Genomic DNA, 17421 nt, shown 5'->3' on the forward strand with positions numbered 1-17421 from the left:
GGTTCTACCGTCGGGACGCGGCCGGTGGTGGCTCGTGGTTGCCACTGGCGCGGGTGGGCGGGCGGCGTGCCCGGGGGCCCGCGCGGCGTGGCTCAGAGGCCGCCGGTGAAGAGCAGCCGGTTGGGGGTGTCCTTGCCCGGGTCGCGGACCTTGCCGGTGGTCGCGGCGCCGGTCAGGGCGCTGTGGACCTCGGCGGGTGTCGCTGTGGGGTGCTGGGCGAGGTACAGGGCCGCGGCTCCGGTGACGTGGGGTGCGGCCATGGAGGTGCCGGACAGCCGGCGTTCGGCGGTGTCGCTCTGGTGGCCGGCGGAGGTGATGTCCGTGCCGGGGGCGAACAGGTCGGTGCAGGGGCCGTGGTTGGAGTCGGAGCGGCGGACGTCGGCGGAGGTGGAGTTGTTGACGACGAGGGCGGCGCCGATGCGGGCGGGTGAGTTGGTGCAGGCGTTGGTGGCGCCGTTGCCGGAGGAGACCACCCAGGTGACGCCGGAGGCGATGGAGCGTTTGATGGCGTCGTCCTCGGCGGTGTTGGCACCGCCGTTGATGCTCATGTTGACCACGGCGGGCCGGGCGGCGTGGGCGGTGATCCAGTCGGCGGCGGCGATGATCGCCGAGGTGGCGGCCTTGTCGCGGCAGTCGGTGACGCGGACGGCCACCAGTTTGACGCCCTTGGCCACGCCGTAGTCCTTGCCGCCGACCGTTGCGGCCACGTGGGTGCCGTGCCCGGTGCAGTCGGCTCCGCCCCGGCCGTCGCCGACCTTGTCCACGCCGATCGTGGCCCGTCCCTGGAACTGGGTGTGGGTGGTGCGCAGGCCGCTGTCGACCAGGTACACGGTGACGTTCGAGGCGGTTGCGGCGGCCGTGTAGGTCCGGTCGAGGGGCAGGTTGCGCTGGTCGATGCGGTCCAGGCCCCACGGCGGGTCGCTCTGGCCCGCCGCGGTGGTGTGCAGGCCGTCCTGCTGGACGTAGGCGACGGCCGGATCGGCGGCCGTGCGCGCCGCCTGGGCCGCGGTCATCTCGGCGGCGTAGCCGCGCAGCGCGGTGCTGAAGACGGTGTGGACGGTGCCGCCGTGGGTGCGTGCGGTGCGTGCGGCCGCGGCGGTGGCGGTGGCGGCCGCGTGTTCGGCGTCCCCGGACCCGGTGCGGGCGGTGTGGTCGGGGGCGTGGTGGGCGGCGGGTGCTTCCTTGAAGACGACCAGGTAGCGGCCGGGTATGGGTTCGGCGGCGGTGCGTACGGGGCCGTGGGCGGCGCCGGGTGCGGGGCCGGCCTCGGCGGGAGGGACGGCGAGGGTGAGCGTGGCGGCGGCCGTCACCGTGGCCGCGGCGACGGCGACGGACCTGTACGGGGGCAGGGCAAGGCGCAAGGGGGGCTCCGGTGGGAAGGGGCGTTCCTGGACCCGGTGGTTGCGGGCCACGACCGGTGTACTCCCCCGCGGCCGGGGGTGGTGGCCATCGGTGGCCGGTGGCGTGGAGGGGCACCCCCGGTGCTGTCGTACGCCTTTCCCGGCCGGCCGGCGGCCGCCCGGTCCGGGGAGGCCGGTGCGGCTGGTATTGCCGGCGGCATTCCCGCGGAGAGGGGGTGGTGAGGGTGCTCGATCAGGGGCGGGAGAGGCCCCCGGGGCCGCGGCGGGGTGTGCGCGCGGCGGGCGAATTCTTTGCTTCCGCTTCGCCCGACGTGCAACGATGTCAGGCCAGTTCGCTCGCGCAGCCGAATGACGGACCGCCGGTGGGCGACGGTGCCGCCGCTGCCGTCGGAAACGCGGTTGCGCTGTTCTCACGGGGGTGGGTCGATGCCTGATGAAGATATACGGGAGCATTTGTGCCGTCTCGGTCTCACCCGGATGCAGGCGGACCTCTATGTGACGCTGCTCGGCGGCGGGGCCTGCACCACCGAGGGCCTGGCGACGAAGATCGGTCGTCTTCGCCGCGGCCACCGCAACGGCCTTCCGTTCAAGGACGCCGTGCTGGAGGAGCAGCTTGCGCACCTGCGCAGGCTGGGGTTGATCACCACCACCGGCACCGGGACGGACGGCGGTGAACACGTGCCGGTGGAGCCGTCGATCGCGCTGGAGAGCATGGCCCACACGCGGACGGCCGAGGTCCATCGGGCGCACCAGGCGGCCAAGCAGGCGTATCGCGGATACCGGCGTTCGGTGGCGCCGCAGGGGATGGAGGATCTCCTCGAAGTCGTGCGGGGCCCGCATGTCGCCGAACGCATCTGGAATTTCGAGAAGGCCGTCGAATTCGAGGTATTACGTTTTGACTCCCCTCCGTACCACACGCACGGAACCGCCAATCCGATCGAGATCGAGAAGTTGGGCAGTGGCGTGGACTACCGGGTGGTCTACTCCAAATCGGCGGTCCAGGACGCGGCCTACTACAGCGTCAACATCCAGCCGTGCATTGCCGCGGGGGAAAAGGCCCGGGTGCTGCCGACGGTCCCGGTGAAGCTGACCATCTACGACCAGCGGCTGGCCATCGTGTCGATGTCGTTCGTGGAGTCCGAGGTCAAGGACTACCTGCTGATGGTCCATCCCTCCAGCCTGCTGTCGGCGCTGGCGGGCCTGTTCGAGACGTCGTGGCGGGCGGCGCTGCCGATGCACCTCAACGACCGGGTGCCGTGCGGCCTGCAACCGGTGCACCGGCGCATCCTGGAGCTGCTGTCCACGGGGATCACCGACGACACCATCGCCGAGCTCCTCGGCATCAGCCGCCGGACCCTGTCCCGGCACGTGGAGGCGATCAACACGCGGGCCGGGTCGATGACGCGGTTCCAGATGGCCCTCTACGCGGCGCGCAACGGCTGGATCTGACGCGGCCCGCGCACCCGCCCCGGCCGCCCCGGCCCGGCCCGCCCGCCCCGGCCCGGTTCCGGCGTCGGCTGCACGTTCTTCGCCGCCCGGGGCGGGTGTGGGGGCCGCGGATGCGGGCAGGTGCCTGCGGTGACGTCGAAGAACCGGCCCGTCACCACGGCTGACGGGCATCATGTCGTCATCGACGGCCGCCGCTGGCGTGCCACCGATCCGGCTGTTCCCGACGCGGTCGGCGCTCGTCTGCGGGTCCATCTGATGGCGGCCCGGCGGGCGGTGGCCGCCGCCCGGCGCGCGCAGGACCGGCAGGCCGAGCGCGGCGCGCGGGCGCGCGTACAGACGGCGAAGGAGGCCCTGGGAGAACGCGGCACGCCGTGGTGGGAGCAGGACGCCGACGAGCGGCGGGCGCGGTGGACCCGGGGCCTGGCCGCGCTCGACGCGCAGCAGGACACCGGGTGAGCCGAGCCCGGCGGGGCGGGGCGGGTGGGGTCAGAACGTCAGGCGGAACAGGGCGCCGCCGCCGGGGGCGGGCTGCGCCGTCAGGTCGGCCGCGTGGGCGCGGGCGATCTGGCGGGCCATGGCCAGGCCCAGGCCGGAGCCCGGCAGGGCGCGGGCGGTGCCGGCGCGGTAGAAGCGGTCGAAGACGTGGGGCAGGTCCTCGGGGGAGATGCCGGGTCCGTGGTCGCGGACGGTCAGCTCCGGGCCGCGCCCGGCGGTGCCCGCGCTCAGGTCGACTTCGACGGGCAGGCCGGCGGGGCTGAACTTGGCGGCGTTGTCCAGGAGGTTGCCGAGGAGGCGGCTGAGCCGTGCGGGGACCCCGGGCACCACGACGGGCTCGGCCGGTACCCGTACGTGGAAGGGCACGGCCGGCCAGTGCGTGCGTGCGGCGTGGGCGCAGTGTTCCACCAGGGTGCCCAGGCGGACCTGTTCCACCAGCGGCTGCGGTTCTTCGTCGCGGGCCAGCTCGATCAGGTCGCCGACGAGTCCGGTCACTTCGCGCAGTTGCCGTCCCAGGGCGGCGGAGGCGCGTGCGCGCTGGTCGGGGGTGAGGCGGTCGGCGCGTGCGAGGAGTTCGGCGTTGGTGCGCAGGGCGGTCAGGGGGGTGCGCAGTTCGTGGGAGGCGTCGGCGACGAGCCGGCGCTGGGCGGCGATGGACTGTTCGAGTTCGGCGAGCATGGTGTTGAAGCTGGTGGCCAGGCGGGTGATCTCGTCCTCGCGTCCCGGTGGGGGCAGTTCGATGCGGTGGCGGGCGTCGCGGGTGGCGGCGATGCGTTCGGCGGTGGCGGTGAGCCGGGCGACGGGGGCCAGGCCGGTGCGGGAGACCCAGTGGCCGAGGAGGGCGGCCAGCAGGACGCCGGCGGCGGCGGTCAGGACGAGCCACCGGGCGGCTTCCTCGATGCCGTCCTGGACGGTGTCGGCCCGCAGGGCGACTTGCAGGGCGCGGCCCTTGGCGTAGTCGGTGGTGAGCATCCGGGCGGGGTGTCCGGCGATGGTGATGTTGGTGTAGTAGGGGGCGTGGGTGCCGGCGGCGACCTTGCGGGCGGCGGGGGCGACGGGCAGCTGTCCCGGGGGCCGGGGGCCCTGGGCGGGGTCGGCGGGGACGACCTCGGCGCAGGCGGGTGCGGCCAGGAAGCGGCACTCCCCCGCCAGGACGCCGGGGGCGGAGCCGGGGTCGCGCTGGGCGGCGAGCCGGGCGGACTGGGTGAGGCTGAGGTCGAGCTGCTCGTAGAGGGCGGAGCGGACCACCAGGTACGCGGCCGCGCACACGCCGATCGCGACGAGGGCGACGGCGGCGGTGACGGAGAGGGCGAGGCGGGTGCGCAGGGGGCCGCGTCGGCGCCAGACCCGGCCGAGGCGGCGGCGGCCGCCGCTCACCGGGTGTCCAGCCGGTAGCCGACGCCGTGGACGGTGTGGACCAGCCGGGGTTCGCCGGCGGCTTCCAGTTTGCGGCGCAGGTAGCCGATGTAGACGGCGAGGGAGTTGGAGTCCGGTCCGAAGTCGCGGCCCCACACCAGTTCGAGGACGAGTTCGCGCGGGAGGACCTGGCCGGGGTGGCGCAGGAGGAGTTCGAGGAGGGCGGCTTCGGTGCGGCTGAACTCCAGCGGGCGGCTCCCCCGGCGGCCGGTGCGGGTCCCGGGGTCGAGGACGAGGTCGGCGAAGGCGAGCGGGGCGGTGGTGCCGGCGGGTCCGGGGGCGGCCCGGCGCAGGAGGGCGCGGATACGGGCGACCAGCTCGTCGAGGGCGAAGGGTTTGACGAGGTAGTCGTCGGCGCCGGCGTCCAGTCCGTCGACGCGTTCGCTGACGGAGTCGAGCGCGGTCAGGACCAGGACGGGGGTGCGGTCGCCCATCGCGCGCAGCTGGCGGCAGACGCCGAGGCCGTCGAGGACGGGCATCATGACGTCGAGGACGACGGCGTCGGGCTCCCAGGCGGCGATCTGGGAGAGGGCGGCGAGGCCGTCCGCGGCGCCCTGTACCCGGTATCCCTCGACGGTGAGCCCGTCCTCGACGGCCGCCCGTACCTCGGGCTCGTCGTCGACGACGAGGATGCGCTGTCCGCCGCCGTCCTGGCCGCCCCGACCGTCCGGGCCGTCCGTGCTGTTCATGGAGCTCATGGGGCACAGCCTGCCAAAGGCTTCTGAGAGAACCTCTTAGAACGTTCTTAGGGCGCACCGGGAGTGTGCGCGCATGACCACCACCACAGCCCACACGCCTGCGGGCGGGGCGCTTTCCGTCGTGATCGGTGCGGGCGGCACCGGCGGGCACATCTATCCCGGCCTCGCCCTCGCGGAGGCCCTGCGGGCCGCCGTGCCCGACGCCGTGGTCTCGTTCATCGGGACCGAGCGGGGCCTGGAGGGCGAGCTGGTCCCCGGGGCCGGCTACCGCCTGCACACCGTCGACATGATCCCCTTCGATCCCGCGCTGGGCGCGAAGCGGTACCTGCTGCCCGCGGCGCTGCTGCGCTCGGCGCACCAGGCGCGCTCGGTGATCCGGGCGCAGGGTGCCCATGTCGTCGTGGGCATGGGCGGATATCCGAGCGCGCCGGCCGTGCTCGGTGCCCGGCTGGCGGGCCTGCCGGCCGTGATCCACGAGTCGAACGCGGTGCCCGGCCGGGCCAACCGGTTCGCGGCCCGGCTGACCCCGCACGTCGCGGTGGCCTTCGACCGCAGCCGGGCCCACCTGTCGGGCGGGGAGCGGGCGCTGACGACCGGGATGCCGATCTCCGCGGCCCTGTCGGGGCTGGCGCAGCTGCCCGGCGCGGACCGGGCGGCGCTGCGTGCGCGGGCCCGGCGGGCGCTCGGGGTGCCGGCGGGGCGCCGGCTGGTCGTCTTCAACGGCGGCAGCCTGGGCGCGGTGCGCCTGACCCGGGCGGCGACCGGGCTGGCGGGCCTGTGGCAGGACCGGGACGACGTACAGCTGCTGGTGAAGACGGGGCCGGCGGCGCTGGTGGACACGGTGGCCGATCTGGCGGCGTGGGGCGGGCAGCGGATCGCGCGGGCGGTGCCGTACCTGGACCGGATGGACCTGGTGTACGCGGCCGCGGACCTGGTGGTGTGCCGGGCGGGTTCGGCGACCGTGGCCGAGCTGGCGGCGACCGGGGTCCCGGCGGTGCTGGTGCCCTACCCGTACGCGCCCGGCGACCACCAGACCCACAACGCGCGGGTGCTGTCCGACGCGGGTGCGGGGCTGCTGCTGCCCGACGCCGAGACCACCGCCGAGCGTCTGGCGGGCCTGGTGGGGCCGCTGCTGGCCGACCCGGCCCGGCTGGCGGCGATGGCCGGGGCGGCCGAGCCGGGGCCGCACGCGCGGGCCGCCGAGCTGCTGGCCGCCGAGGTGCTGCGCGTCGCCGGTGCCGCCCCCGCCCCTTCCTCTCCTTCTCCTTTCTCTCCTTCCTCTTCTGCTTCTTCTTTCTCTTCTCTGGAGCGTGCATGAACAGCTGGACCGGCCGTACCGTCCTCGTCACCGGCGCGGAGGGCTTCATCGGCTCGACGCTGGTGGACCTGCTGGTGGAGCGGGGGGCGCGGGTGCGTGCCTTCGTCCACTACAAGCCGTACGCCGAGAAGGGCCACCTGGCGCGCTACCTCGCCGACCCCGACGGGCCGGTGCAGATGTGGGCGGGCGACGTCCGGGACGCGGGCCGGGTCAGTGACGCGGTGGCCGGCTGCGACACCGTCTTCCATCTGGCGGCGCTGATCGGCATCCCGTACAGCTACGCCTCACCGGGTGCGTACGTGCAGACGAACGTGACGGGCACGCAGAACGTGGCGGAGGCCTGCCGGCGGCACGAGGTGCGCCGGCTGGTGCACACCTCGACGAGCGAGGTCTACGGGACGGCGCTGACCGCCCCGATCTCCGAGAGGCACCCGCTGCAGCCGCAGTCGCCGTACTCGGCGTCGAAGATCGGCGCGGACATGATGGCGCTCTCCTTCCACCACGCCTTCGAGCTGCCGGTGACGGTGGTGCGCCCGTTCAACACCTACGGGCCGCGGCAGTCGGCGCGCGCGGTCATCCCGACGATCCTGGCGCAGCTGCACGCGGGGTCGCGGGAGATCCGTCTGGGGTCGCTGACGCCGACCCGGGACTTCACGTACGTGACGGACACGGCGGAGGGCTTCCTGGCGGTGGCGCAGTGCGACCGGGCGCTGGGTGAGGTGGTCAACCTCGGTACGGGTGAGGAGATTTCGGTCGGTGACCTGGCGCGGACGCTGGTCTCGGTGTCGGGCCGGGACGCGCGGGTGGTGGTGGACCCCGAGCGGCTGCGTCCGTCGGGCAGTGAGGTCCAGCGGCTGCTGTCGGACAACTCCCGTGCCCGGGAGTGGGCGGGCTGGCGTCCGCGGGTCGCGCTGGAGGAGGGGCTGCGGCGGACCTCGGAGTGGGTCGCGGCGCATCCCTCGCTGTTCGCGCCGGACCGGTACGCGGTCTGATCCGCGCCCGGGAGGCTCGCGCCCCCGGCGCCCGAACGGGCGCGGGGGCCCGCACCGGCACTCACCGGTGCGGGCCCCGGGCCCCCTGGGGGGCTTTTCGTCCAGGACGCGGCGCGTCTCAGGTCGGGTCAGGCCGGGTCGGGTCGGGGCGGGTCAGGTCGGGTCGGGGCGGGTCAGCACTCGCGCAGGCCCGGGGCGGGGTCGACGGAGGTGTGGACGTCGACGGCGGCGACGTTGCCCCACTGGCCGTTGTCCAGCTGGGTCCAGTACCAGACGTTGTTGCCGCCGGCGTGCTGGTCGCCGCGGCCCCAGCACTGGAACCAGCTGGGGCTGGTGTTCAGCGGGCCGCGCACCGCGGAGTTGTAGCGGCGGTGCTCGTAGCCCTTGGCGCCGACCCGGTTGCCGCACCACAGCTTGCCGTCGGCGCGGACGCCGCATTCGGCGGCCGCGACGGCGGTGGTGGCGGGCGTCGCGACGGCGGGGCCGGTCACGGTGGCCGTGCCGCCCGCGAGAGCGACGGTGGCGAGGCCCAGGGCGATCTTCCTGCCTGCGTGCATGTTTCCTCCAGGGGTGTGCGGATGGGTGCCGAGGGGGTGTTCGGGGTCAGGGGCAGGTGCGTACGCCGTCCAGCCAGGCGGCGCCCTTGATGTAGATGTTGGTGATCCACGCCCCGTACTCGGGCAGGTAGGACCAGGCGTCGTTGGTGTAGCCCTCGGCGGTCACCGGCTGGGCGTGCTTCTGGCAGTCGATGCGCACCGTGGTCGGGCCGGGGAACCTGTGCACGCGGGGGCTGGTGGTGGACGGTTCCCGGTGGGTCCACACGTCCGTGCCCCAGGTGCTGAACGTGCCGGGTGCGGCCGCCGGCGGGGCGATGCGGACCGCTCCGGCGTAGTCGCCGTCCAGGCGTACGTCGCTGACGGTGATCCGGGTGCCCGATTCGCGGGCCTCGACCATCTTTCCCGCGCCCAGGTAGATCGCGATGTGGTGGACGGAGCCCGCCGCACCCCAGGCCAGCAGGTCGCCCGGGAGCAGCGGGCCGGTTTTCTGGGCGGCGGTGAACCGCTGTTGCACGTGCGGCGAGTGGAACTGGTGGTGGGCGTTGCCGGTCAGCGGGTCGCCGCCGGCCGCGCGGGCGTAGGCGTGGCGGACCAGTCCCGAGCAGTCGAAGCCGAGGCGTTCGGGGTCGTGTGCGCTGTCGGGGTCGCTCGGGTCGACCTGGCCGTAGGTCGGTCCGGGCCGGGGGCCGTGGCCGCCGCCCCAGGTGTACCAGACGCCGATCTGCTCGCATGCGGCCGTCACGGCCTTCTCGGCCACGGCGGAGGCTCCGGGGGCGAGTACGGCGCAGCTGCCGGCCGTCTTCGCCGTGTGGGGTGCCGCCGGTGCCGCGGGTGCGGCGGTGGCGCTGAGGGTGCCTGCCCACGCGGTCAGGAGGGTGAGTGCGCTCACCGCCGCCGTCACCGCCGTTCTCCGGATCGTCATCGTCTTCTCCCCCGTGTCGTGCTCGTCTCGTGCCGGTGTCGTGCTCGTGGTGGTGCCTGACGAGACTGTTCCCCGCCGCCCCGGTGTGTCGAGCAGGCACGGGTCGCCCACCGCAACGGGCAACGGGAAACCTCTGGGAAACCCCCTCCCGCCTGGGGTTCTGAGGTTCCGTCAACGAGCCGTTCCCCCGCCGGTCGTGGCCCTCGGGCCGGCCTGGAGAATGCGACGGTATGAACGCTGCGTCGCTGTCGGGTCCTTGGGGCCGTGTGCTGTGCGCCGTGCGGGGGTACCCGCGCCGTGCGCCGCTGACCCTCGCCTACGTCTGCCTGCTGCTGGCCACCCATGCCTGGACCGGGTACGTGCTGTCCGCCGGCCGGTCGGCCGATGTGCTGGGTTACGTCAGCACCAATGTGGACAACCTGCGGGACCATCCGCTGTCCGCGCTGCTCGGCAGCGTGCTGTTCTTCGACGGAACGCTCACGGACGTCGCCTCGACCGGTTTCGTGGGAACCCTGATCACCCTGGGTCTGGGTGTGTGCTGCTTTCTGGCCCGGGCGGAGCACCGGTGGGGGGCGCCGCGCGCGGTGGCGGTGTTCCTCGGCGGGCATGTCGCGGCCACGCTGCTGACCGCCGCCGTGATCGCCGTCGCGCTGCGGCAGGGCTGGTATCCGGCGTCGGTACGGCAGGACCTGGACTTCGGGGTCAGCTACGGCGCCCAGACGGTGCTGGCGGTCGGCACGCTCGCGCTGCCGCGCCGGGGGCGGCTGCCGTGGGCCGTGTTCGTTGTGGGGTGGCCGCTGGGTGGCGCGGAGTGGGCGGCCGGGCCGCTGCCGGACTTCACCACGGTCGGCCATCTCGTGGCGGCCGTCCTGGGGTTCGCGCTGCTGGCCTTCCCGGCGTTCGGGCGGCGGCGGGTCCGGGGCGGGGGGCCTGGCGCCGCTGCGCGCGACACCGTACCGGGGCCGGGGCCGGAGCCGGGGCCGGGGCCGGGGCCGGGGCCGGCGTCACCGGCCGTGGGAGCGGGAGCGGCGGGAGGGACGGCTCCTCCGTCCGACTGAGCGGGGGCGCGCCGAAGGGCCGCCGTCACGGCGGCCCTTGTGGCCGGGTCAGACGACGGGGGTGTCGGAGAGCGGGGCGAAGCCGGCGCCGCAGGCGGCCGGGAGGTTCGCCGGGGTGAAGGGGGTGCCGGAGGCGGTGGTGCAGACGGCCTGGCGGATGACGCCGTTGCTGGCCAGGAGGGTGATGTAGAGGTGGCCGGGGTCTTCCTCGGTGACCGACACGGCGGTGCCGGAGACGCACCGGGGTGCCCCGGCCAGGAGGCCGAGGTTGATCCACACACCGGGGTTGCGGCTGTCGTTGAGGAAGGCGTGGCCCCGGCGGTCGGTCGCGGCGCGGAAGACGGTCTCGAACAGGCCGCCGGCTCCGGAGTAGTCGACGACGGTGGAACTCACGTCCCGCGCCACCGAGCATTCCTTGGACGTGTCGGCCTGGGCCTGGGTGTCCTTGGGGGCGGGGTCGTCGTGGGCGAGTGCGGAGGGGGCCACGAGCGCCCCGGCGAGCAGTGCTCCCGCGACCGCGGCGGTACCTCGGGCAGCCCAGGCGAGCTTCCTCATGTCTGTCCTCCCGTGGGTGGGGGCCGGCCGCGTCGACGGGCGGCGCCCGGGGCGACTTGTGTCGCCGCGGGGCGCGTGGGGTGTGGTGCCCGTGGTCAGCCGGCTCGCCGAGTGGTGGAGGCCGTGGGGTGACGGTCTCCTTTTTCGGCATCGAACATTCCGCGCCGGCCCCCGCCGCACACGCACAGCTACGGTTCGTCACTCCAAGGAATGGGCTTGGTGCCGGAGTCGTGTGAAGTGCCGCGCCGCCGCCCCGGGAGCCGGCCGGGCGCGGCCGAACGGGTGGGCGGGTTTCGGCGGCGCCGTGCGGGAGCGCAGCTCAGCGGGCCGATGTGACGGCTGCTCATACTCCTCGGAGGAGAGGGGGTTTGAGGCGGGGCGGTCCGGACAGACGCGTGGATACCGGAAGCGGACACCCTGCGGATGGGTCGCTTTCGGAGCGGGCCCCGCCGCATGACGCCCTCCCTCCCCGTCATGCGGCAGGCTCGCCCGCACGACGGGCTGCCGCCCGGATCCGTCCGGCACCCGGACACCTCGCGTCCCGGCCTCCTCCCCGGCCGGGGGCCGCAGGCGTCCGGCGAACCCCCGGCGACGGCGCTCGGACCGCCGCCCCCGGGCAACGGGCCCGACGGCAGCAGCCCGCCGCGACATCACCGCGAGCTCCCCCCGCCACCTGCCGGCCCGCCGGAGGGGGCGGGGGGCCGACAGCGGGTGGCGGCCGCCCCGGTACGACGCCGCGGGACCGGCCCGGCTCGTGGCCCGGGCAGAGGTGACCGCGGCGGAGCTCGCCGTCGCGGCCCGGGCCGCGACGGCCGGCGTGACCCCGCGGATCAACGCCGTTCTGGCGAGCCGGCCCGCCGAGGACACCCGGCCGGGCAGTACCCCGCTCGCGGGGGGGGCCTCATCAAGGACCTGGCCGTGATCAAGGACCTGGGACGGCCGGGTGCCGCGGTGGCGTCGGCGCGGGCCGGCGGGGGCAGATCGTCATCTAAGATTCAGGCTGGCCGCGGGGCCGCGGGTCGTCGCAGGTGCGGCGGCCGCGGAGGGCCGGGCCGGCCGGTCGAGGAGAGCGGCCCGTGTCAGGGGTTGCGGTCCGGCCGGGTCCGGACGGGACCGGCTGACGCTGATCATGAAACTCCCGGGAATCGCGTGCCGTCGGCGTGCGTCTCAGTGGTGTGAGATGCCCGGCCCGCACGCCACGCACATGAAGACCGCCAGGGAGAAGTGAGGGATGGCAGTGATCTGCGTCGGAGGCATGATCGGGATCGGGAAGACGAGCGTGGCGGAGCTGCTCGCCGAGGAGCTGGGCAGCGAGGTCTTCTACGAGAGCGTGGACGACAATCCGATCCTGCCGCTCTTCTACACGGCGAGCCCCGAGGAGATCCAGGCCCGGCGCTATCCCTTCCTGCTGCAGCTGTACTTCCTGCAGACCCGGTTCGCCGCGATCAAGGAGGCGTACAAGCAGGGCGACAACGTCCTGGACCGGTCCATCTACGAGGACTGGTACTTCGCCAAGGTCAACCACGACCTGGGCCGGATCAGCTCCCTGGAGATGCAGGTGTACGAGGGGCTGCTCGGGGAGATGATGCGCGAGATCGACGGCCTGCCGTACCGCAAGGCGCCCGACCTCATGGTCTACCTCAAGGCGGACTTCGAGACGGTGCTGCACCGGATCGGCCTGCGGGGCCGCGACTTCGAGCAGGACGAGAGCCTCGTGGAGTACTACCGGACGCTGTGGTCCGGCTACGACGACTGGGTGCACAAGCACTACTCGGCCAGCGAGGTCCTCGTCGTCGACATGAACCACACCGATGTGGTGCACAACCCCGCCGACGCGGCCCGCGTGGCGCAGGACGTCAGGAACGCCCTGGCCGTGGTGAGGCGGGGCGCCGCGGCCGGCGTCTGATCGACGTGCCGGCGGCAGGGGCCGCCTCCCCGCCCGGGGGGGGGCGGCCTGCCCTCTTTTTGGCAGGGGGTGGTGTCCGGGCCGCTCCCCCGGCCGGCGGCGGCCGTACGGGCCTGACCCGTACCGCACGGGCCGGCGGCGGCCGGGGCCGGCGGCCGGCCGGGCCGTGCGCCCCGCCGCCGCCCGGCTCTCAGAGGTGCGCCCCACGGGGCGCCTCGTTCCGTATCCCGGCCCGCGCCGCGATGATGACGTACCGTCACCACCTTCGTGGAAAGGACGTGCGCATGGCCGGGCTGGGCACGGGGCGCGGAGTGCTGCGCCGCAAACCGATCGAGCACATCGAGGAGCCGGAGGGAGCCCTCGGCGAGCAGCTCACCCGCACCCTCGGCCTGTGGCAGCTCACGGCGATCGGGGTCGGCGGCATCATCGGCGCCGGGATCTTCACCCTGGCCGGGACGGTCGCCAACGGTGTCGCCGGGCCCGCGGTGCTGGTCTCCTTCCTCATCGCCGGTGTGGCCAGCGCCGCGGCCGCGTTCTCCTACGCGGAGTTCGCCGGGCTGATCCCGAAGGCGGGTTCCGCCTACACCTACGGGTACGCCGTCCTGGGCGAGCTGGTGGGCTGGTTCATCGGGTGGGACCTGCTGCTGGAGTACACCGCCATCGTGGCGGTCGTCGGCATCGGGATCTCGGGCTACTTCAACTTCCTCCTGGTGGAGACGGGCGCGGCGCTGCCCACCTGGATGCTGGGGGCGCCGGGGACCGGTGACGGCCACCGCTTCGACCTGATCGCCGCGGTGCTGTGCCTGTTCACCGCGTACCTGCTGAACCTGGGGATCAAGAGCGCCGCGCGGTTCGAGACGGCCGTGGTCGCCCTGAAGGTCCTGGTCGTCCTCCTGGTCATCGTGGTCGGCTTCTTCCACATCGACACCTCCAACTACACGCCGTTCTTCCCCTACGGGGTGGGGGGTGCCTTCACCGGTGCGGCGACGGTCTTCTTCGCGGTCTTCGGCTACGACGCGATGAGCACGGCGGCGGAGGAGTCCAAGGACGCACAGCGCCACATGCCGCGGGCGATCCTGTACTCCCTGGCCATCGCCATGGTCCTGTACGTGCTGGCCTGCCTGGTCCTGACGGGTATGCAGGAGTACACGGAGATCGACCCGGAGAGCGGTTTCTCCAGCGCGTTCAAGGCCGTCGGGCTGGACGCGGTCGCGGACGTCATCGCGGTCGGGGCGATCGTGGGCATCCTCACCGTGATGTTCACGTTCATGCTGGGTGTGACGCGCGTGTGGTTCTCCATGAGCCGTGACGGGCTGCTGCCCCGCTGGTTCGCCAAGACGCACCCGACCCGGCACGTGCCGACCCGCGTCACGTGGATCGTCGGTGCGGCGTCCGCGGCCATCGCCGGGCTCGTGCCGATCGGCGAGGCGGCGGAGCTGACGAACATCGGCATCCTCCTCGCCTTCGCCGTCGTGTGCACGGCGGTGATCGTGCTGCGCTACCGGCGGCCCGACCTGCCGCGCACCTTCCGCACCCCGCTCATGCCGTTCACGCCCGCCCTCGGGGTGGTCGCCTCGGTCTGGCTCATCACCTACCTGCGGGTGGAGACGTGGATCCGCTTCGCGGTGTGGTTCCTCATCGGGCTGGTCATCTACTTCACCTACTCCTACCGGCACTCCAAGCTGGCCGGGACCGCTCCCGGCGACGAACCGGCCGGCCGGGCCGGGAGCGGTGACGGCAACGGCGGCTGACGGACCGGCGGGGCGGCGGACCGTGCGCCCCCGGGGCGGGAGCCGGAGGACCCCTGCGGTGAGGGTGTCGCCCGCCGCGGCGGGCGACGGCGGACAGGACGGCGCCGATGTCCCACGGGGCCGTCTTCCGGGCGCATCGGCATGCACCTCACCTCCGAGAAGGGAGGTAGAGGGCGGACGGGGGGGTGGGGCGGGAGGGTGCGGGCGGGTGCCGGAGGGCGGGTGCCGGAGGGGATGGTCTCCCCGCCCTCCATGGCCATGGCCCGCGCGGTGGTCTTCCGCGGGCGGTCTTCCCCGCGCGGCGGTCTTCCCCGCGCGGCGGTCTTCCCCGCGGTGGTCTTCCCCGCGCGGTGGTCTCAGCCGGAGATCTCCTTGCGGCCGGACTCGCCGCCGATGCTGATCTTGCGGGGCTTGGCGCGCTCGGCGATCGGGATCCGCAGGGTCAGGACACCCGCGTCGTAGTCGGCCGCGATGCGCTCGGTGTCGAGGGTGTCGGCCAGCATGACCTGCCGGGAGAAGACCCCCAGGGGCCGCTCGGAGAGTTCCATCTGCGCGCCGTCGCCCCTGGCGGCCGGCCGGCGCTCCGCCTTCACGGTCAGCATGTTCCGCTCGACGTCGATGTCGATCGCCTCGGTGCTCACCCCGGGAAGGTCGAAGGCGATCACGTACTCGTCGCCGTCACGATAGGCGTCCATCGGCATGACCGACGGCTTCGACCAGGTCCCCGACGCACCCGACAGCTGCTGGACGATCCGGTCCATCTCACGGAACGGGTCGGTGCGCATCAGCATCGCGAAAACACCTCCAGTTGGTTCAGGCAGGAACTGCCCGTGCGCTTCGACGTGCCACCGTTGTAACATGTCATCGAAACGATGACAAGCAGCGTGTCACCCGATGGATGACTAAGGGTGGAGGGCCGGTGCGTACCGGCGAACGCGTGTCGGACGACGAGCCTTCGGAGGGCGCCGTGAACGAGATTCCTTCCCCCGTCCCACCGGTCCGCGCGGCGGATGCCGCCGCGGCACTGGAGGCCATCCACCGGGCCGTCGAGGACGCGCACCGCTCCCGCGGCGGGGCGGCGGCCCCGACGGCGGGAGACTCCGGCGCCGGACAGGCCCTGGTCGCCCTGCGGATGCTGCGCGAGGTCCGCGAGCGGCTCACCGGCTGGGAAAGCGTCCTGATCGAGACGGCCCGCGCGCAGGGGGCCAGCTGGGCCGAGCTCTCCGGCCCGCTCGGGGTCGCAAGCCGCCAGGCCGCCGAGCGCCGTTACCTGCGGCTGCGTCCCGGCGCCGCCGGGAGCACCGGCGAGCAGCGTGTGCAGGCCACCCGTGATGCCCGGGCCGCGGACCGCACCGTCACCGCATGGGCCCGCGACAACGCGGCCGACCTGCGCCGCCTGGCGGGCCAGGTCACCTCCCTCACCGGCCTCCCCCCGGGCGCCGAGGAGGCCGTCGGCGAGCTCAACCTGGCCCTCGGCGGCGACGACGCCGCCCACCTGGTCGGGCCGCTGGCCGGGACCCGGCCCCACCTGGGACCCGGCGACACCGAACTCGCCGACCGCATCGACGCCATGACCCGCCACACCGACCGGCTCCGCCGGGACAGCAACGACCAGCGCAACTCCTGAGCGCTTTCTCGAACGACCTTCACCCACGGGGTCGCGACCCGAGGAGGGATCCCATGGCCGAACACCCCGACCGGGCCACGGGTGCGCAGCCCGGTGCGGAGCCCGTCGTCGAGATCGTCGGCCGGGTGGTCGCGGTGCGGCCCGCCGGTGAGATCGACATCGTCACCGCGCCGTTCCTGAGCCGCGCGCTGGCGCGGGCCATCGCCCACGTCGGCGCCTCGCAGGCCGACCGCATCGTCACGGACTTCAGCCGCGTCACCTTCTGTGATTCCTCGGGGCTCAACGCGCTGCTCTCGGCGCGGCTGCGGGCCGTCGAGGCCGGCACCGTGATCCACCTGGCGGATCCGGCTCCCCAGCTCCAGCGCCTGCTGCAGATGACCGGCTCGGCGCCCCTCTTCCCCCGCGAGGACGGGCCCTGCGACCCCACCGGCCCGGGCACGGCCGGCCCGCCCCCGCCGCCGGCCTGACGCAGCGCCGGCCTCACCGCGACGGGGATCCGGGGCCGGATCCGGGCGCGGGGCCGGGGCCGGGGCCGGATCCGGGTGCGGGGTCGGGTTCGGGGGCGGGTTGGGCGTGGAGGATGTCGCGGGCCTGTTCGGCGGCGCGGGCGATGCTTTCGGAGACGAAGTCGGCGAAGCGGGCGATGTTCTCCAGGCGGGTGGCGGCCGGGGTGCGGGGGCCGAGGACGCCGACGCCCTCGCGGGCGATCTCGACGAGGTGGGCGGTGGCGCGGGCGCTGGCCATCATCGACTGGTACCAGACGTCGTTGTCGACGACGTAGCGCTCGCGGCGGCGTTCGTCGCGTTCCCGGCGGACCAGGCCCTGGCTGTCGAGGAACGCGACCGCCTTGGAGATGGACGCCGGGCTGACCTGCAGGTGCCGGGCGAGTTCGGACGCGGTGAGGCTGCCGCTGTCGGTGAGGGTCAGGCAGGCCATGACCCGGGCCGTCATCTTGGGCATGCCCGAGGCCATGAGGACGGTGGTGAAGGTCTCCTCGTACGCGTGCACGGCCTCGGCGTCGCGTCCGTGAGGCTGCGGGGAGGCCTCCGGGCCGCGGGGGGCGGGGGTCCTGCGGCGCTGGGCGCGGTGTTCGGTGGCGCGGTGGGCCAGGTCGGCACGGTAGGCGGTGGGGCCGCCGTTGCGGAGCACCTCGCGCGTGACGGTGGAGGTGGGGCGGTCCAGGCGTCGGGCGATCTCCGCGTAGGCGAGGCCGTCGGCCAGGCCCAGTGCGATCTGCTGGCGTTCGGGCTGGGTGAGCCTGCCTCCGGGCATCGCGCTCTCCTTCGTTCCTTTTTCGGGCTGCACCCCCACCTTAG

The 17421-nt window shown here is 74.0% G+C and carries 17 protein-coding genes; 9 read left to right on the plus strand and 8 right to left on the minus strand.

The genetic code is table 11. The features are described 5' to 3' along the window. Window positions 1-92: 92 nt before the first annotated feature. Window positions 93-1361, minus strand: a complete 1269-nt coding sequence (locus tag AC2RP6_RS00410; RefSeq protein ID WP_486444310.1) for a S8 family peptidase — start codon at window positions 1359-1361, stop codon at window positions 93-95. A 426-nt stretch (window positions 1362-1787) separates the two neighbouring features. Here AC2RP6_RS00410 and AC2RP6_RS00415 point away from each other — a divergent pair, with 426 nt between their 5' ends. Together AC2RP6_RS00415 and AC2RP6_RS00420 are read left to right on the plus strand one after the other, a co-directional pair. After that, complete coding sequence (locus tag AC2RP6_RS00415) at window positions 1788-2810, plus strand: helix-turn-helix domain-containing protein (protein WP_486444311.1); 1023 nt, start codon at window positions 1788-1790, stop codon at window positions 2808-2810. A 129-nt stretch (window positions 2811-2939) separates the two neighbouring features. Continuing rightward, window positions 2940-3266 carry a hypothetical protein gene (locus tag AC2RP6_RS00420; protein ID WP_486444312.1) on the plus strand — a complete coding sequence of 109 codons (327 nt, stop codon included), beginning with the start codon at window positions 2940-2942 and terminating at the stop codon, window positions 3264-3266. 30 nt (window positions 3267-3296) lie between these two features. Here the strand turns inward: AC2RP6_RS00420 and AC2RP6_RS00425 are convergent, their stop codons facing one another. Both AC2RP6_RS00425 and AC2RP6_RS00430 read right to left on the minus strand, forming a co-directional pair. Further along, complete coding sequence (locus AC2RP6_RS00425) at window positions 3297-4682, minus strand: sensor histidine kinase (protein ID WP_486444313.1); 1386 nt, start codon at window positions 4680-4682, stop codon at window positions 3297-3299. Next, window positions 4679-5410 carry a response regulator transcription factor gene (locus AC2RP6_RS00430; protein WP_486444348.1) on the minus strand — a complete coding sequence of 244 codons (732 nt, stop codon included), beginning with the start codon at window positions 5408-5410 and terminating at the stop codon, window positions 4679-4681. Before AC2RP6_RS00430 ends, AC2RP6_RS00425 begins: the two co-directional genes overlap by 4 nt. A gap of 82 nt (window positions 5411-5492) precedes the next feature. Between AC2RP6_RS00430 and AC2RP6_RS00435 the strand changes: the two genes are divergently transcribed. Next, on the plus strand, window positions 5493-6737 hold the full coding sequence (locus AC2RP6_RS00435) for a UDP-N-acetylglucosamine--N-acetylmuramyl-(pentapeptide) pyrophosphoryl-undecaprenol N-acetylglucosamine transferase (protein ID WP_486444314.1): 1245 nt from the start codon (window positions 5493-5495) through the stop codon (window positions 6735-6737). Beyond that, complete coding sequence (locus AC2RP6_RS00440; RefSeq protein ID WP_486444315.1) at window positions 6734-7729, plus strand: SDR family NAD(P)-dependent oxidoreductase; 996 nt, start codon at window positions 6734-6736, stop codon at window positions 7727-7729. The genes AC2RP6_RS00435 and AC2RP6_RS00440 overlap by 4 nt, the downstream gene beginning before the upstream one ends. A 173-nt stretch (window positions 7730-7902) precedes the next feature. Here AC2RP6_RS00440 and AC2RP6_RS00445 read toward each other — a convergent pair whose 3' ends face one another. Together AC2RP6_RS00445 and AC2RP6_RS00450 are read right to left on the minus strand one after the other, a co-directional pair. Next, window positions 7903-8286 carry a hypothetical protein gene (locus tag AC2RP6_RS00445; protein ID WP_486444316.1) on the minus strand — a complete coding sequence of 128 codons (384 nt, stop codon included), beginning with the start codon at window positions 8284-8286 and terminating at the stop codon, window positions 7903-7905. A 46-nt stretch (window positions 8287-8332) separates the two neighbouring features. Further along, entirely contained in the window at window positions 8333-9208 is an 876-nt protein-coding gene (locus tag AC2RP6_RS00450; protein WP_486444317.1) for a C40 family peptidase, read from the minus strand. A gap of 230 nt (window positions 9209-9438) precedes the next feature. On the opposite strand from AC2RP6_RS00450, the gene AC2RP6_RS00455 reads away from it, so the two are divergent. Further along, a complete protein-coding gene (locus AC2RP6_RS00455; protein ID WP_486444318.1) occupies window positions 9439-10266 on the plus strand; it encodes a rhomboid-like protein in 828 nt (275 codons plus the stop codon). A 48-nt stretch (window positions 10267-10314) separates the two neighbouring features. On the opposite strand, the gene AC2RP6_RS00460 is transcribed toward AC2RP6_RS00455, so the two are convergent. Next, a complete protein-coding gene (locus tag AC2RP6_RS00460; protein ID WP_486444319.1) occupies window positions 10315-10821 on the minus strand; it encodes a hypothetical protein in 507 nt (168 codons plus the stop codon). Between the two features lie 1231 nt (window positions 10822-12052). Between AC2RP6_RS00460 and AC2RP6_RS00465 the strand changes: the two genes are divergently transcribed. Continuing rightward, the gene (locus AC2RP6_RS00465; RefSeq protein WP_486444320.1) at window positions 12053-12727 is read left to right on the plus strand and encodes a deoxynucleoside kinase; all 675 of its coding nucleotides are present in this window, start codon (window positions 12053-12055) and stop codon (window positions 12725-12727) included. 284 nt (window positions 12728-13011) lie between these two features. Next, window positions 13012-14478 carry an amino acid permease gene (locus AC2RP6_RS00470; RefSeq protein WP_486444321.1) on the plus strand — a complete coding sequence of 489 codons (1467 nt, stop codon included), beginning with the start codon at window positions 13012-13014 and terminating at the stop codon, window positions 14476-14478. Between the two features lie 356 nt (window positions 14479-14834). Here AC2RP6_RS00470 and AC2RP6_RS00475 read toward each other — a convergent pair whose 3' ends face one another. Then, entirely contained in the window at window positions 14835-15269 is a 435-nt protein-coding gene (locus AC2RP6_RS00475) for an Hsp20/alpha crystallin family protein (RefSeq protein WP_486444322.1), read from the minus strand. A 176-nt stretch (window positions 15270-15445) separates the two neighbouring features. Here AC2RP6_RS00475 and AC2RP6_RS00480 point away from each other — a divergent pair, with 176 nt between their 5' ends. Next, window positions 15446-16105, plus strand: coding sequence for an HSP18 transcriptional regulator (locus AC2RP6_RS00480; RefSeq protein ID WP_486444323.1), 660 nt, complete (start codon window positions 15446-15448; stop codon window positions 16103-16105). A 53-nt stretch (window positions 16106-16158) separates the two neighbouring features. Then, window positions 16159-16572 carry an STAS domain-containing protein gene (locus AC2RP6_RS00485; RefSeq protein WP_486444324.1) on the plus strand — a complete coding sequence of 138 codons (414 nt, stop codon included), beginning with the start codon at window positions 16159-16161 and terminating at the stop codon, window positions 16570-16572. A gap of 13 nt (window positions 16573-16585) precedes the next feature. On the opposite strand, the gene AC2RP6_RS00490 is transcribed toward AC2RP6_RS00485, so the two are convergent. After that, a complete protein-coding gene (locus AC2RP6_RS00490) occupies window positions 16586-17377 on the minus strand; it encodes a helix-turn-helix domain-containing protein (RefSeq protein ID WP_486444325.1) in 792 nt (263 codons plus the stop codon). Between the last annotated feature and the right edge of the window lie 44 nt (window positions 17378-17421).

The organism is Streptomyces sp. WAC03905 (genome assembly GCF_057371075.1).